General features: G+C 59.2%; 13 protein-coding genes. 11 read left to right on the top strand and 2 right to left on the bottom strand.

Annotated elements, in window-relative coordinates; genetic code table 11:
- Positions 1-398 precede the first annotated feature (398 nt).
- The 4 genes from NTX71_00575 (at position 399) to NTX71_00560 (ending at position 4,498) form a co-directional block, all read left to right on the top strand.
- Positions 399-728 (top strand): winged helix-turn-helix domain-containing protein, encoded by a 330-nt coding sequence (locus NTX71_00575; GenBank protein MCX6338399.1) that lies wholly within the window; start codon positions 399-401, stop codon positions 726-728.
- Positions 725-1,273, top strand: a complete 549-nt coding sequence (locus NTX71_00570; GenBank protein ID MCX6338398.1) for a hypothetical protein — start codon at positions 725-727, stop codon at positions 1,271-1,273. The genes NTX71_00575 and NTX71_00570 overlap by 4 nt, the downstream gene beginning before the upstream one ends.
- Before the next feature lie 12 nt (positions 1,274-1,285).
- Complete coding sequence (locus tag NTX71_00565; protein ID MCX6338397.1) at positions 1,286-2,854, top strand: tetratricopeptide repeat protein; 1,569 nt, start codon at positions 1,286-1,288, stop codon at positions 2,852-2,854.
- A 231-nt stretch (positions 2,855-3,085) separates the two neighbouring features.
- Positions 3,086-4,498, top strand: coding sequence for a C1 family peptidase (locus NTX71_00560; protein MCX6338396.1), 1,413 nt, complete (start codon positions 3,086-3,088; stop codon positions 4,496-4,498).
- A 365-nt stretch (positions 4,499-4,863) separates the two neighbouring features.
- On the opposite strand, the gene NTX71_00555 is transcribed toward NTX71_00560, so the two are convergent.
- Positions 4,864-5,007 (bottom strand): hypothetical protein, encoded by a 144-nt coding sequence (locus NTX71_00555; protein MCX6338395.1) that lies wholly within the window; start codon positions 5,005-5,007, stop codon positions 4,864-4,866.
- Positions 5,008-5,115: 108 nt separating this feature from the next.
- Between NTX71_00555 and NTX71_00550 the strand changes: the two genes are divergently transcribed.
- The 7 genes from NTX71_00550 (at position 5,116) to NTX71_00520 (ending at position 14,069) form a co-directional block, all read left to right on the top strand.
- Positions 5,116-5,673 carry a rhodanese-like domain-containing protein gene (locus NTX71_00550; GenBank protein MCX6338394.1) on the top strand — a complete coding sequence of 186 codons (558 nt, stop codon included), beginning with the start codon at positions 5,116-5,118 and terminating at the stop codon, positions 5,671-5,673.
- Positions 5,674-5,684: 11 nt separating this feature from the next.
- Positions 5,685-6,179, top strand: coding sequence for a DoxX family membrane protein (locus tag NTX71_00545; GenBank protein ID MCX6338393.1), 495 nt, complete (start codon positions 5,685-5,687; stop codon positions 6,177-6,179).
- Positions 6,180-6,465: 286 nt separating this feature from the next.
- Positions 6,466-6,768: a hypothetical protein gene (locus NTX71_00540; protein ID MCX6338392.1), complete on the top strand. Its 303-nt coding sequence runs from the start codon at positions 6,466-6,468 to the stop codon at positions 6,766-6,768.
- 6 nt (positions 6,769-6,774) lie between these two features.
- A complete protein-coding gene (locus NTX71_00535) occupies positions 6,775-8,454 on the top strand; it encodes an AarF/UbiB family protein (protein ID MCX6338391.1) in 1,680 nt (559 codons plus the stop codon).
- An 87-nt stretch (positions 8,455-8,541) separates the two neighbouring features.
- On the top strand, positions 8,542-9,408 hold the full coding sequence (locus NTX71_00530; protein ID MCX6338390.1) for a zinc-dependent peptidase: 867 nt from the start codon (positions 8,542-8,544) through the stop codon (positions 9,406-9,408).
- A gap of 54 nt (positions 9,409-9,462) precedes the next feature.
- A complete protein-coding gene (locus tag NTX71_00525) occupies positions 9,463-10,812 on the top strand; it encodes a hypothetical protein (GenBank protein ID MCX6338389.1) in 1,350 nt (449 codons plus the stop codon).
- Between the two features lie 104 nt (positions 10,813-10,916).
- Entirely contained in the window at positions 10,917-14,069 is a 3,153-nt protein-coding gene (locus NTX71_00520) for a cyclic nucleotide-binding domain-containing protein (GenBank protein ID MCX6338388.1), read from the top strand.
- 223 nt (positions 14,070-14,292) lie between these two features.
- On the opposite strand, the gene NTX71_00515 is transcribed toward NTX71_00520, so the two are convergent.
- Positions 14,293-15,411 (bottom strand): PQQ-binding-like beta-propeller repeat protein (locus NTX71_00515; protein MCX6338387.1); only part of this gene is annotated, 1,119 nt, incomplete at its 5' end.

Genomic DNA, 15,411 nt, shown 5'->3' with positions numbered 1-15,411 from the left:
CTCCTTGTCTAAACGTGCTTTTTTGCACGACGGAGCCTTCCTTTTATGGTGTGTATTCCCCCCACATCCAATACCCATAGCTTTGCGCTAATCCAACGTCAGGCTTTCGCCATAAATCCTTCCCCACTGTCTGAATCACAGGTAATGGGTCAGTTTTGCAGGGGTAACGGTAAATGATGTTCGCCACGGATTTTCACGGATAACCACACGGATGGCCGCAGATTAAGCTTTCTTTTCATCTGTGAATATCCGTCATAATCCGTGTTCATCCGTGGCCCCCCTCTATAAGTGACCCCTTACAATCACAGTGATTTTTACATTGACATCGATAGCTTGGTTATGTACATGTAATATGGTCATATGCCCATAATAGATGGTCATGGCAATGAGGGCTGCATATGCTGGAACCGCTGCTGGGTAACCCAACGGTTGAAAAAATACTTCTCTACCTCTATGTCTACGGCGAGGGCTATGGCCGACAGCTCTCGCGCATTTTCGGCATCCCCTTCAATGGTATTTATCAACAACTGCGGAGGCTGGAGGACGGTGGGGTAATTGCGGGCGTCAATCGTGGCCGGACCCGCGTATTCCGTATTAATCCCCGTTATCCGTTCAGGAAAGAACTCACCGCGCTCCTCGCCAAAGCGATGGAATTCATTTCCGAAGAGACCAAGGGGCGCTATTTCAGAGACCGGACGCGGCCTCGGCGGACAGGTAAACCCTTGTGAGAATACGGTGGGACCGGTGTGACACACGACAGCTCGCCGCGATAGTGAGCAGGGCGTTGGAACGCCATGGGATTACCGCCATCCTCGTGGGGGGAGCCTGTGTTGCTATCTACAGCGAGAACAGGTACGTCTCCGGCGACCTTGATTTTGTCACCGAGGTCTCGCTGAAGAAACTCGCTGCACCGCTGGGGGAACTGGGATTCAGGCCGGTGGGCGGGCGGCATTTTGAACACCCCGAATGCCGTGCTTTCCTGATCGACTTTCCTGCGCCGCCCCTTTCCCTCGGCAGCGATACGGTGGGAGAGATAAACAGTATACGGACCCCATGGGGCATGATACACCTTCTCAACCCCACCGACTGCGTGAGGGACCGCCTGGCTGCCTACTACCACTGGGACGACCCCCAGGGACTAGAACAGGCGCTGCTGGTAGCGCGCCTGCACAACATCGATCTGGCGTGCGTGGGGAAGTGGTCATTGTCTGAAAATGCGCGGGAGAAATTCGCCGCCTTCCGCTCAAGGTTGCGTCAACAAAAGAGCACATAGGATCATGATCCCGTGAAGACGTGGATAGCCATCGCATGCGTGATTGCCTTGGTGCTTGTTGTATATGCCAACATCCTGGGCAACCGGTTTACCAACTGGGACGACGAGCACCTCATCGTCAGGAACAAGGCCATCCGAGCTCTCGATATCCCTTTCATCCTTAAAAACTTCCACCTCAGCTATCCCCCCCTGCCGGTGATCTCACACTGCCTCGATTACCGTTTCTGGCGGCTCAACCCGGTGGGGTATCACCTCACCGACCTGATCATCTATGCGCTCATCGTGCTCGTTTTTTTCTGTCTCTGCGTCGCGCTCATCGGCAACAATGAAGTGTCTTTCGTCGCAGCGGTGCTCTTCGCTGTCCACCCGCTTCATGTGGAATCCGTCGCCTGGCTTTCCAGCAGGAAGGATGGCCTGGGAATGCTCTTCTATCTCCTCTCATTCCTGGTGTACATCAGGGGCCGCGATGGGAGGGGACGCGGGTTACTCTGGCTGAGCGTGCTCTTCTATCTCTGCGCCATCTGGTCCAAGCCATTGATGATCACGCTGCCGCTCGCGCTTATCCTGTATGACCTGCTTCTCGCGGACCAACGGGGCGGTCTCAGGCGGAGCATCCTGAACAAGATCCCCTACGTGCTGCCCCTCCTGCTCACCGCCCTCGCGACCATATTCCTGGATCCGCATAGAGATATGCGCTTCTCCTACCACGGTGGAAGCATGTACAACACCTTTCTCGCAATGTGCATTGTGCTTGGCGATTACCTCCGAATGCTCATGCTCCCCATCAACCTGTGCTCCCTCTACCTGGTGGAGTTACCGGCACGAGTGACGGAGATTCGATGCCTCCTTCCGCTGGCCGTTATAGGAACCATACTGGCTGTGGCCGTGGCGAGTGTCCGGCGCGCGGCATTGTTTTCATTCTGCGTCTTCTGGGGTGCCGTATCCCTCATACCCATCCTTCAGCTCATCCCGGTGAATGTGATCAAGGCCGATCGCTACCTCTACCTCCCTACGGCCGCCCTCTGTCTCTTGTGTGGGCGCGCGGCGTCGTCTGCGCTCCTGCGACCCCGCTTCAGGCCGGGTGCGCTGGCCGTATGCGCGGTCGTCACCCTCCTCACGATTCTCACGATCGCGCGGAATGCCGTCTGGCGCGACAGCGCGACTCTGTGGGGGGCGGTCATCGCGCGCAACCCCGAGAGCGCCGATGCCTACAACAATCTTGGGATCGTCTACATGCAGAGGGGCAGCTATGAGGAGGCAGAGGAAATCCTCACGCACGCCGTGAACCTCCGAGGTGACTTTGCCTCAGCCCACAACAACCTCGCGAACGTGTACCGCGTCACCGGCAGGTATGATAAGGCGCTTGAGGAGTTTAACAATGCGATGAGTTTAACCCATGACGCCGTCTATTCGGCCAATGTGTATATAGGTATCGGCATGGTCCACGAGGTCAGGGGGGAGTATGGGAAGGCGCTCGAGGCATATGAACGGGCTGTGCGCCTGAACCCAATATATCTGGATGATTCCCTGCTGAGAGCGCATATCGGAGCATGCAGGAGCGCAGGGAAAGCAACGAAGTAGTTAGTTTGTGTTGAATAGTGGTGGCCACTCTTGCTTATCGGCTCCACAAATAATCTAACTTGAACATTTTCCTGAAAAGTAGGGAAAGACAGATTACCAGGCCGTATTTACTGATCCACTTGGCGCGCAAGCTGATGCACTACTTCCCAGGCGGTGGATTTGACAATGGTAAATAGAAGTGTTATTATTATTGCGGTATAATCGATAACCAAAAACTAAAGGAGAGCGCATATGCGGTGCCTTACGAAATATGCCTGTACTCTGGCTGCGCTCTTCATTCTCTCAGCCCTGTTGACAGTTGCGTGGGCAGAGCGCAAGATCCTCGAGTTCAAGGGCGATGATTCGCTCGAGGTCATCAGGGCGAAAATCACGCACAACGGCTATAACTTCAAGGTCGGCCATAACTGGGTTTTCGACATGCCACCCGAGATGAAACGAGAGTTCTTCAGCCGTCATCCAAGTCGATTCCCCGCCATGGTATCCGATGAGATCGGGCCCCTCGAGAAGCACCTCGGGAAGGTGGCCCTCCCCGCCAGTTTCGACTGGAAGAACTATAACGGCCACTCATACATCGGCCCCATCAGGGATCAGGGCAATTGCGGGTCGTGCTATGCCTTCGGCGCATGCGCCGCAGCGGAGGGGGTGTATAACTTCGCGTTCGATCTTTATGATGCGAGCTGCGTGGACTTCTCCGAATCGTTCATCATATGGTGTCTTGGCAGTCTCCCTGATTACACCGATCATTTCTACGGCTGCACTGGTTCAGATTTTGATTATATGGAGCTCCAGGCGCTCACCGTCCAGGGTGTGTGCAGCGAGAGCAGCTTCCCGTACACGATAACCAACCCCGGCTCGTGTACTCATTGGAATGACCCGGTCGCGCGTTTCTCGTCCTGGTACAGAGTCCCCTGCGGCAATATTGATGCGATAAAAACAGCGATAATGACGTACGGCGTGGTTGATGCAGCGGTGCAAACGAGCTCGGGATTTGATGCATACTCGATCGGTATTTACAATGATTCCCTCACCTCCTGTGCGGCCGATCCATGTTACTACACGGATACAGACCATGAGATATCGCTCGTGGGCTGGAATGACGCGGATGGGGGTTACTGGATACTCAGGAATTCATGGGGAACCGACTGGGGAGAGAGCGGCTACATGAGGATCAGCTACAATGCCGCCCGCGTCGCGTGCGAGGTGGCATACCTCTCAGGAGCGCAGGCGATGGCTACCCCCACGCCAACCCCTGTGCCGCCTCCGCCGATCAGTATCGAGCCGAGCGCGCTGACGGCAGGCCAGTGCTTCACGCTGAACTTCTCACTGGGACAGGAGATAATCCAGCCATTCGATTTCTACATCCTCGCCAATACGCCGTATGGCCCCTACACCATTTTCCCGAACGGTTCGGTAAAGGCGGGAATCAGGCCGATCTGTACAGACATTCCTTGGTATCCGGCCCCGTTCGCCATGACCTTTCGACCGCGGGTCACCATTCCGTATTCGATGTGCGGGAGCACCGTGACCTTCTATGCCGCAACCGTGCAGGCCGGCAAGAAGCCTCCCGTGAGGAGTCTTGCCGAGGTTGGGCCCACCACCCCCTATGTGATCCTGCTCTCAAAGAAGGCGGTGGTGGTCAATTAGGGGGATTGCCAGTACGGTGTCCTCGAAACTCTGCTGCATTTGATTCTTAACCGAACGGCCTAATTGTCATGCGTGTCATGCCTGCGGAAGCAGGCATCCAGAATAGTAGCTGGACTCCTGCCTGCCTGCGCGAAGCGCCCCGTCGCTAAAGCTCTGGAGCGTCGGCGACCGCTTCGGCATAGGCTGGCTTACGCAGGAGTGACAGAACCATTACCAGTTTACATAATGTAGACATCAGTAGGACGATGCAGCAGAGAGTGTTCATGCCCCGGCTCAACGTTAGAGATTGCTGAGGCATTCCACTGTCGAGCAGATATCGACGGGTAGAACTGTGATACGGGCTGGGGAGTCCCCTTCTCCTATTTCTACCAGCGGACGACCTCGGTGAGAATATATCGCTTGCAGTCATCGAATTTCTGGCGCGCTGAGGTGCACCCGCTGACGGCGAGGAGGGATGGGAGCAGGGAGAGGATGAACAGCAGTAGCACTATGCCTCGTCTCGTTTTCACATTTTCCGGCCCCTGTCGAGAGTAGCAAAGGGCTCCCTGCAAGGCAATAATATTGCTTGTCATATGAGTGCATTGTGCAATAATTACGCTACATCCGAGCTGCATGCCATGAAGGAAAGCAACCATACGCTCGTCCGCACGCTCTGCGAAACGGCGGTGGTTTTAATTATCGGCCTCCTCGCCGGTTTTTCCAGTAATGCCCTCTCATCGCGGAGCATCCCCCTCGTGGGTCAGTGGGACAAGGCCTATGGCGTCCCCTCACCGGGGGGGATGCACGACGCCACGCGCGGGAACGTCGAGATCGGTGCGGGGGACGCACTGCGCCTCTTCAAGGAAGGGGCGGTCTTCCTCGACGCCCGGCCTGATGAACCGTACGCGGAGCGCCATATCCGGGGCGCGTATTCCCTCCCAGAAAAACAACTCGCTGCGCGCATGGAAGAGGTCCTCACGATGCTCGAGCGAGATGAAAAGGTGGTGGTGTATTGCCAGGGCATGGAATGCGACGAGGCTCATCTCCTGGCGCGAGCCCTGCGTGAAGCCGGCCGCAAAGATATTTTTGTTTTTGCGGGGGGGATGAAGGAATGGGAGGCGGCGGGGTACCCGGTGGAGAGGCCTGGAGGCAGCGGGGTGCCTGGTAACCAGCCGGCCGCACCGCCTGAGTTATAGGGGAGCACGCCATGAAGCACGGGGGAGTTCAATTACTCGATCAATCGGCAGTCCTGATCCTGCGTCTGTTTCTTGGCGGGCTGTTTATCTACGCGAGCCTGCACAAGTTGGGCGACCCGGTGTCGTTCAGCAGAATCATCTATGGGTATAAGATACTTCCCCCCTGGGCGATCAACCTCCTCGCGATTGTTCTCCCCGGCGTGGAACTTGTCGCCGGGGCGTTCCTCATCCTCGGCCTCCTCAGCAGGGGGGCCGCGCTCACCATCACGCTGAGCCTGGGCGTTTTTATCTGCGCGCTCGCCTACAATCTCGCGCGGGGGCTTGAATTCGACTGCGGCTGTTTCTCCTTCGCGCATTCACCAAAAGGCGCTGCCACCGATCTCCTCATCCGGGACCTCATCCTCCTCATGCTGGGTCTCAGGGTCCTGCTCGCCAAGCGCTACGCGTGCTCCCTGGACTGGCTCTTTGGTCTTGAGCGCGGCGGAAAGTGCTTCGCGAGGGAGTAGCCACACACGGCCCTGGCGATTCCGTATTTTGGGGAGGCGTTCCCCTGCTCGGTTGAGGACAATTCTGAGACACGACACTAGAAAAGATTGGGGATAGTCCAGTCTGCTCGATTCTCTTGCCCGGCCGGCTGGAATGGTGTACAGTGGAACTGCGGTTAAGGTGCGGGGCGCACCTGCGTGGCGTCGTTTCTATGGCAGCGCGGATTCAGCGGGCGCGTGCATTCGAATAATTGAGTGTGCTCCGATATAACGGGGTGCAGATTGCATCGAGGGAAGGAGGGTTCCGATGAAGGAGTTCTTCAAGAAGGGGCTGCTCGTGGGACTCGGGGCGGCGGAGTTCACACGGGAGACGCTCGCGAAGGCCATCGCCGAGCTCGAGAAGAAGGGCGAGGTAAGCAAGGGCGAGGCGAAAAAAATCATGGCCTCATTCTCGCAGACAGCCCGGAAGAGAAGCAAGGAGCTGGAGGGGGGTCTGGAGAAGGCATTCTCTTCGCTCCTCGCCAAAACGCGCATCGCCAGCGCTGACAAGCTCGAAGAAGTGGAGAAGCGGCTGAAGAGTTTGGAGCGGAAGCTCAGAACCAAGAAATAGCGAGCGATGAGATACGTATCCCTGATCAGGCGGCGGGACGAGCTGGCCCGTTTCCGGTGCGTGATGGGAGTGCTCTTCCGCTATGGATTCGGCTATCTGCTCTACGAGCTCAAGCTCGGCGAGCACCTCCCCCTCATCAATCGGTTCGTGAAGAAACATGAGGAGGTGAGGCCGCTCAGTCTGGGCGAGCGCCTCCGCCTCGTCTTTGAGGAGCTCGGCCCCACCTTCATTAAATTCGGCCAGCTCCTGAGCAACCGCGTGGATGTCATCCCCCCCGAGATTATCCGCGAGCTCACGAAGCTCCAGGACCACGCCCCGGCATTCCCGTCCGATACGGCCCAGAGGATTATCGGAGAGGAGCTGGGCAGATCGCCGCAGGAGCTGTTCGGCGAATTCTCTGCCCAGCCGATCGCCGCGGCTTCCATCGCGCAGGTCCACCAGGCCGTACTGCCCTCGGGAGAGAAGGTGGTGGTCAAGGTGCAGCGCCCCGACATCCACAAGCAGGTGAGCACCGATCTCAATGTCCTCGAGGCGCTCGCCGCAGGCCTCGAGCGCTATATTCCGGAGAGCAGGGCCCTTTACCCCGCTGACCTCGTCAAGTTCTTCCGCAAATCGATCACCAGAGAGCTCGATTTTGTGTCTGAGGCGCGGAACGCCGAGCGGTTCCGGCACAACTTCTCCGATTTCCCCGATATCTGCATCCCCACGGTCCACTGGGCGCTCACGACGAGCCGGGTGCTCGTGATGGAGGATCTCGAGGGGGTGCGGGTGGACGACGTCCCGCGCTTGAAAGAAATGGGAATTGATGGCAGGGAGATCGCGCTGAAGGGGGCGAAGGCGTTTCTCAAACAGGTCTTTGTCGACAGGTTCTTCCACGCCGATCCCCATCCGGGAAATTTCAGCGTCCTCCCCGATGGGCGCCTCGCGCTCGTTGATTTCGGCATGGTGGGACGGCTGGACAGTGAGCTCATGGAAGAGATAGCCAATGTGCTGCTCGCGGTGGCGGACTGGGACGCCGGCCGCGCCGCCCGCCACCTGCTGAGAATGCAGGTGTCGGAAGAAGAGATCGACGAGGAGTCGTTCAAGTCGGATCTCGCCTACCTCATCGAGGGATACGCGGGGCGTCCGCTGAAAGAGATTAACCTCGGCCACATGATCAACGAGACAATCTACATCGCCGCACGCTACAAGATAAAAATGCCTCCCGACTGTGCGCTCCTGGGCAAGGCGATTGTCACCATGGAAGGGGTGGGCCGCCGGCTTGATCCGGACTTCGATATGGTCAGCATCGCACGCGGCTACGCCAGGGAGTATATACTGTCCAGATTCAAGCCCGCCCATATCAAGGGGCGCATCGAGGATATTGCCAGCGATCTGGTCTACCTGCTCAGGGAGCTCCCGGGCGATCTTCAGCTCATCCTCAAGAAGGCGACCAAGGGGCGCCTCAAGCTCGAGTTCCAGCACCGGGGGCTCGACACCTTCATCAGCGAGATGGATAAATCGAGCAACAGGCTCTCGTTCGGTCTCATCGTGGCCGCGCTCATCATCGGCTCGTCGCTCGTGACCCTCAGTGACAAGGGGCCGCACCTGCTCGGGCTCCCCCTCTTTGGGGTGGCCGGGTTCCTGCTCGCGGGGCTTCTCGGGCTCTGGCTCATCGTCGGCATCGTGCGGTCCGGACGGCTCTAACTACCGCTGAAAGTTTAAAGTGTAAAAGTGTAAGGAATGGGTGCACTCGCCAGTAAATGTCCTGTGTGAGTTCACGGTGATCACATAATGCGAACGATTGCGAGGAGTGATGTCTTTTTTCACGCCGCGTGTGCCGCGCTCCTCGCCTTCAGCATTGCGGCGCTCGCAATCGCTTCGCTCCATCCCGCATGGGGTCTGCTCGCGGTACCCGCGCTCGCGGTGTATGCCTCACTGGCACTGAGGCGTCCGTTGAGGCGGATGCGGCTCGTGAGGCAGCCCTTTCCTTCCGCCTGGAGGGAGGTGCTCCTCAGGGAGGCGCGCTTTTACCGTTGTCTCGATCCCAGGGAACGCCAGCGCTTCGAACGGAACGTGCGCTACTTCCTCGCCGAGCAGAGGATCGAAGGGGTGGAGGGATTGGAGATCACCGACGAGGTTCGCGTGCTGATCGCCGCCGGTCCCGCGGTGCTCGTCCACGGCCAGCCGGAGTGGGAGTTGCCGAGGGGGCATACGATTCTGATGTATCCCGGGGGCTTCGATGAGAAATTCAGATGCGCGCGGCATGGACCGTTCCTCGGCCAGATGCACGGCCAGGGGCCGATCATTCTCTCGATGGAGGCGCTCCTGGAGGGCTGGCGCGCGCCGGGCGGCGACAACGTCGCGCTGCATGAGTTCGCTCATCTGCTGGATATGAAGTGCGCCCGCGCGACCGGGATACCGAGGATGTTGAATCCGGTGGCCGCGGGAGCCTGGCTCGGCCTGATCCAGCGGGAGATGATGAAGGTTGCGCAGCACCGCTCAGTGCTTCGCGCGTACGCCGCCGAGAACGAGGCCGAATTTTTCGCGGTTGCGGTTGAGCATTTCTTCGAGCGGCCGGTTGAGCTCAAGACGCGCCACCCCGAACTCTACGGGGCGCTCTCGCAGTTCTTTAACCAGGATCCAGCCGCACGGCAGTGAATAGTGGAGAGTGAATGGTAAAAGACGAAGCTATGAAAGGAGATATAGTGTGCCATGAAAAGAAGCGCCGTCGCATTACTCCAATTGCTTGTACTGACCCTTCTCTGCTCGACACTCCGGGCCGAGTGGGTCATGGACAAAAAGGTGCAGGATACGCTCACGCGCGTGGCTGCCTTTTCGCGCTGCAGGGAAGAGCTCGCAATGTCGAGGTATGCCGGGCAGCGGCAGGCGCTCAGGAAGCAGCTCGCGGGGATGAGGCAGGAGCTCGAGAGGGATGCGATCGACTACGAGAGCTTCATGGGCATCCGCGGCCGCGGCGAGGATATCCAGGGCGATTGGTTCTTCGACGGGGCGTGGATTGCTAACAGCGTGTACTGGAGGATATTCCGGCTGTTCAATATGCCCAGAAGCCTGCGGAGGCTCGTGGGTTATCCGAAACAGGCCGATGATCTGACGGAGGGCGGGGGAATCCCCGACTCGGCATTCTTCTTCAATACCGATCTCAGCGTCATCACGCCCAAAATGTTGAGGCAGCAGGACGAGCTCATCCAGCCGCGCGGGAAGATCACGATCACCCGCAAGAAACAGGAGGGGCAGTCCAAGGGCTTCTACGGCATGGATGAGCGCGGCGGCGAGTACATCATCATCGTCGATCCCCCGGGGATGGAGGAGCAGGTCACTTCCGCCGAGGTGATCGGCTCCACGCTCATGCGGATGGCCGGCTACAACGTCGCCCTGAGCGCCATTGTGACGATACAGGGGACCGGCAACCCTGAATTCGACGGGCGGCGCGGGGTCGCCACGAAGCTCGTCGAGGGCTACAAGGGGCACTGGACATACCGCGCCTTCAAGAACCGGAGGGAGATGCGGGCGAGCATGCTCTTTGGCGGCTGGATACACAACACCGACTGGGTGGACCACAATACGGGGATCAGCGTGGTCAAGGTGGACGGAGTCCCGCTCACCCGCTACTACGTCTTCGACTTCGGCGGCTCGCTCGGGAGTTGGAACATCCGCATCAAGGAACCACGAGACGGCTGGGAGCACTACATCAGCTTTCACGAGTTCTTCCTCTGGCCGGTCACGCGCCCGCTCGAGCTCGCGGGGATCATCCAGAAACCGTACGGCGCCGATGGCGCCCAGTTCAGCGCGGCGGTGGGCTACTTTGACAGCAACTTTCGCCCCGACCGCTACAGGCCGAACTATCCGAACATGGCGTGGGCGGAGATGACACGGGAGGATGCCCTCTGGGCGGCCGGCCTGATCGCCCGGTACACCGAGGAGCAGATTCGGACCGCCGTGGATCTCGCCCGCTACTCGCGCACGGAGGATGCCGACTACGTATACAAGACCCTCCTCGAGCGCCGGAAAAAGATACTGGATTATTATCAGATAAAGCGATAGGGGTGTAGGGGCGCGATGAACCTGTCCTGAGCGTAGCCGAAGGGTCACGCCCGAATTTACTTCCACAGCGCGGGTTCAATAAATTGAACCCCTACAGACATGTTGTGAAAATATCGTTCGAAAAGCTTCTCAAGGTGCGCCGGGCGGAGCAGCCGCTGCTCATGCTCATGGTGGGGACCATCGGTCTCTTCCAGTTCTGCCAGATCATCAATGAGAACTTCTCCGAGACGGTGTTCCTCAAGCGCTACGGCGGCGTGCGTTACCTCCCCACTACCTTCTTTTTCAATTCGCTCGTGTTCCTGGCTATCCTCGCCGTGCTCAACCGGGTGGTGGACCGCACGGCGCGCACCCGCCTCGTGTCGAACCTCCTGCTCGTGTTCGCCGGCCTGCTCCTCTGCTTGAGACTCCTCATCCTCGCTCACGCCCCGCTCACCTACCCGGTCATCTACATCGCGGTCAAGCAGATGAAGTACGTCTTTTTCATCGTCTTCTGGACGCTCGCCACCGATGTCTACTCGACCCGCAAGGCGCGCAGGATATTCCCCATCATCGGCGGCGGCGCGGTCCTGGGAACCATCGCGGGGAGCCTCCTCAGCAGGCGTATTGCCGCGCTCACGGGGACGGACAACGTGGTGCTCTTTTCGAGCGCCGGCATGCTCGTCTCGTATCTGCTCGTGGGGCTCGGACGCCGCCAGGTGAGCAGACTCTCCCCCATCAGCTTCGCGCCGGCGGAGAGCGTCACGATGGCCTCGCTCGGGAAATTCCTCAGGCGTGAGCTCGTTCAGCTCCGCGGCTCCTCCCTGCTCGGCTACCTCATAATCCTCGCGCTCCTCCCCGGCATCGTCGCGCCCATGTTTGACTACATATTCGACTACCTCGCGAACGAGACCTACGGATCGGAAACGTCGCTGCTCGGCTTCTTCGGCATGTTCAAAGGTTCATTTAGCATGCTCATCTTTGCCTGCCAGATCTTCCTGGCGGGCAGCGTGTTCCGCCGCTATGGAATAATCAATGTGCTCTTCAGCTATCCCCTCGGCTACCTGCTCACGTTCGGGGGCCTCTACTTCGGCTTCTGCATGCCCTCTGCGGTAATCGGCAAGGCAGCACTGGAGGTGATTGATGCATCCTTTTACAAGCCGGGTTCCCAGATGCTCTACAACATCATCCCCGCAGAACTCCGCGGCAGGGTGAGCGCGCTCATCCAGGGGGCCATCCGCAGGCTCGGCGAACTCGCGGGGAGCAGCCTGCTGCTGGTGTTGAAGATATTCGTCTCGCCACTGAATCTCAATCTGGTCGGGCCATTCTTCGTGCTCGTGTGGGCCTTCTACAACTACCGGTTGAGGCGGTCGTACTCCGCGATCCTCTATCGGAGCCTGAGCGAGAAACACGTGAACTTTGCCGAGCTGGAGAGCCGCGACCTCCTCTCCCTCATCACCGCCCAGACGGCTGACACACTCGCGAGAAGCCTCTCCAGCGAGAAGACATCGACCGCGCTCATGGCGGCCAGGTTGCTGAGCCAGTCGGGCATCAAGGGCTGGCCTGAGATGGTGTGCGCGCAGTTGCCCCGCGGGGCGCCGTCGTTGCAGGCTGATATGCTGAAGATTGTGGGGACGGGCCCGCCCGCCGAAGTGGTGCCGGCATTGCTCGGGGTGTGCGACAGGGTTCATGAGTCCGCGCTCGCCGAGCTCTCGATGATCGTGAGGCGAATGGCCCCTGAAAGGGGGGTCGCGCTGTTTCGAAGGGGCGTGAAGAGCGATGATCACCGCCTCGTGGCCGAGTCCATGCTCGGCCTCATGGCGTCGGGGGAGGGTATCGACGCCGGATGGGCATGCGCGAAGCTCGATTCGGAACAGCCCGATGAGGTGCGCAGCGCGATCTATTTCATGGGCGAGCTGGGAGATCGAGCCTATCTCGAGCGGGTGCGCGCCTTCGCGCGCGCGAACGACCCCGCGGTGAGGGCGGAGTGCGCCCTGGCCCTCGGGAAGCTGGGCCTCGAGGCTTCTTCAGATCAGTGGCCCGGCCTCCTCGGCGATCGGGATTCCCGTGTCCGTCTCAAGGCTGTTGAGGGGTTGTCCGCACTCCGACAGGCTGAGTCGGTGTGCCTGGTGATCCCCCTCCTCGGCGACGAGGACGGGAGCGTGCGCGAGGCGGCCCGCGCGCTCATTGACGGTCAGGGGGAAGCGGCGATTCCGCTCCTCACCCGCGCCCTCCCCGAGGCGGGTTTTTTCGCGAGGGCGGCCTTGATAGGAATCCTGGACAACCTTGGCGTGAAGGAGCAGACCCTCCTCGCGTTCATTGACGCGAAGGTGGGGGAGGGGTACCAGGCGGTCGCGAGAATGCGCGCGGTGGAGGGGATCCCGCTCGGGCGATCGCGGGAGGTCCTCTCGCTGCTTCTTCGAAACCGGTTGAGCGAGGCAACCTATGAGATTTTCCGGACGCTCGCCGTGCTCCTGAAGGGGAGCCGGATGCAGTTCATCCTTGAGAGCTCCCATGACTGCGAGGAGGCGGTGAGGGAACAGGCGCTCGAGGCGCTGGAGAACGTGCTCACCACTGATCTCGCCCGCAGGCTCCTCCCGCTGCTCGAAGACCTCCCCCTGGAGCTCAAGCTCGCCGCGGGTTCGCGCTACTACCGGCTTGAGGAAGCTGACCTGTGCGGCATACTCGAAGAGATGCTGAATTCTGCGAGCGGCCCCGACGCGCTGTGCGGGCTGATGTGCATCGTGGAGGCGCGTGAGCGCGGGGAGCCGCCGATAAGCCCCGGCCTTGAAGATCGGGCTGCTCGGGAACTCGATAAGAGGGATATACAAGGAGGTGCTTTCGTGGAAGACCTAATGGAAAAAGTGCTCACACTGAAAGGCGTCCCCATCTTTTCCCACCTGCAATTCAAAGAACTGCTCGCGATCGCCTCGATCTCGAAGGAGGAGACCTTCTATGGCGGCGACACGATCATCAGCCAGGGGGAACGCGGATACACCATGTACATCATCACCTCGGGGAGGGTGCGCATCGTCTCGCGCGCGGAGAAGGAAGAGGTGCCCCTCGCGGCGCTGAGCACAAACGACTACTTTGGTGAAATGGCGCTCTTTGACGACTCCCCGCGCTCCGCCACCGCCATCGCCGAGGGGGAGGTGCGGGTGCTCACGATACACACGCGCGAATTCAGGGATATGCTCCGCGAGTACCCCGGGGTCGCGATCATGATGTGCGAGGAGTTCTGCCGCCGGCTCCGCGTCACCATCGAGAAGGTGAGCGGATAAGAACAGTTTAAAGTAGAAGGTCGAAAGTTGAAGTCTTAGAAGCCAGTGCTGTCCAGCAAGGGAAGCCCTGCATTTTACATGGCAGATCCCCAGCCGACACTGAAGTGCCGGCTACGGGGGGTGGGGGAAGCGCACTGTCTGGATCATTGCGGGTGGGAATAGATAGGGGAAAAAGCAGGGGGGCCTTAAGGCCCCCTTGCTTTTGATAGAACAACGATCCCGCTCAGTTGACCACTGCCGCGCCCTTAGCCATCAGGATTACATACTGGGTGCTCGGCGTGAGATCAGAGAGTTTCCTCACGGGCGGTTTCTTGCCTGCCTGGACCACAACGCTGTAGAAGGTGATCGTCTTCCCCTTCATGGATGCGGGGATCCTGACCTTCGAACTCACTGTCTTGAAATACGGCGCATTGAATTTACGCACGTTCCTGTAGAGCGGTTTGAGCCCCTTCTTGACCGACCCGTTGAAATAGATCGTGTAAATCCCGGCGGGGGATTCGGCGAAGAGATAGTAATCGAACGGCCTGCTGATATCCTCAAGCAATGCGATCCCGAGCACGAAACGCTGGCCTGCCGTCAGCGGCCCCGGATCAATGACCAGCGGTGGTATCGGCGTGGCGGTCGGCGGAACCGATGTCGCCGTTGGTGTCGAAGTCGGCGTGTTCGTTAACGTGATTGTCGGGGTTGGAGTGGGAGTTGCAGTCGGCGCCTGCTCAAGGCAGTATATATTTTTATCACCAGAGCCGGACCCGACATAAAGCCTCCCGTCACTCCCAAGCGCATGAGAGGAATACACCTCGGCCGCCGTGAGATAACTCCACGCCGAGTTCAGGGAGTATATATTATTATCAAAAGACCCGATATAAACCCTCCCGTCACTCCCAATCGTAGGAGAGGACCACACCAAGGCCGCCGCGCTATAACTCCACGCCAGCACGCCCGCTGAGTTCAGGCAGTATATATTATTATCCCAAGACCCGACATAAAGCCTCCCGTCACTCCCAAGCGCAGGAGAGGAATCCACCTCGGCCGCCGTGAGATAACTCCACGCCAGCACGCCCGCTGAGTTCAGGCAGTATATATTGTTATCCCGAGACCCGACATAAAGCCTCCCGTCACTCCCAATCGCAGGAGAGGATTCCACCCCGGACGCCGCGCTATAACTCCACGCCAGCACGCCTGCTGAGTTCAGGCAGTATATATTTTTATCTTGCCAGCCAGAGCCGACATAAAGCCTCCCGTCACTCCCAAGCGCAGGAGAGGAATCCACCTCGGCCGCCGTGAGATAACTCCACGCCAGCACGCCCGCTGAGTTCAGGCAGTATATATTGTTATCCCGAGA

This window comes from Candidatus Auribacterota bacterium (assembly GCA_026392035.1).
Lineage (GTDB): Bacteria > Auribacterota > Tritonobacteria > UBA1439 > UBA1439 > JAPLCX01.
Note: the sequence above shows the minus strand (reverse complement) of the source record. Positions and strands in the feature narration are given on the sequence as shown.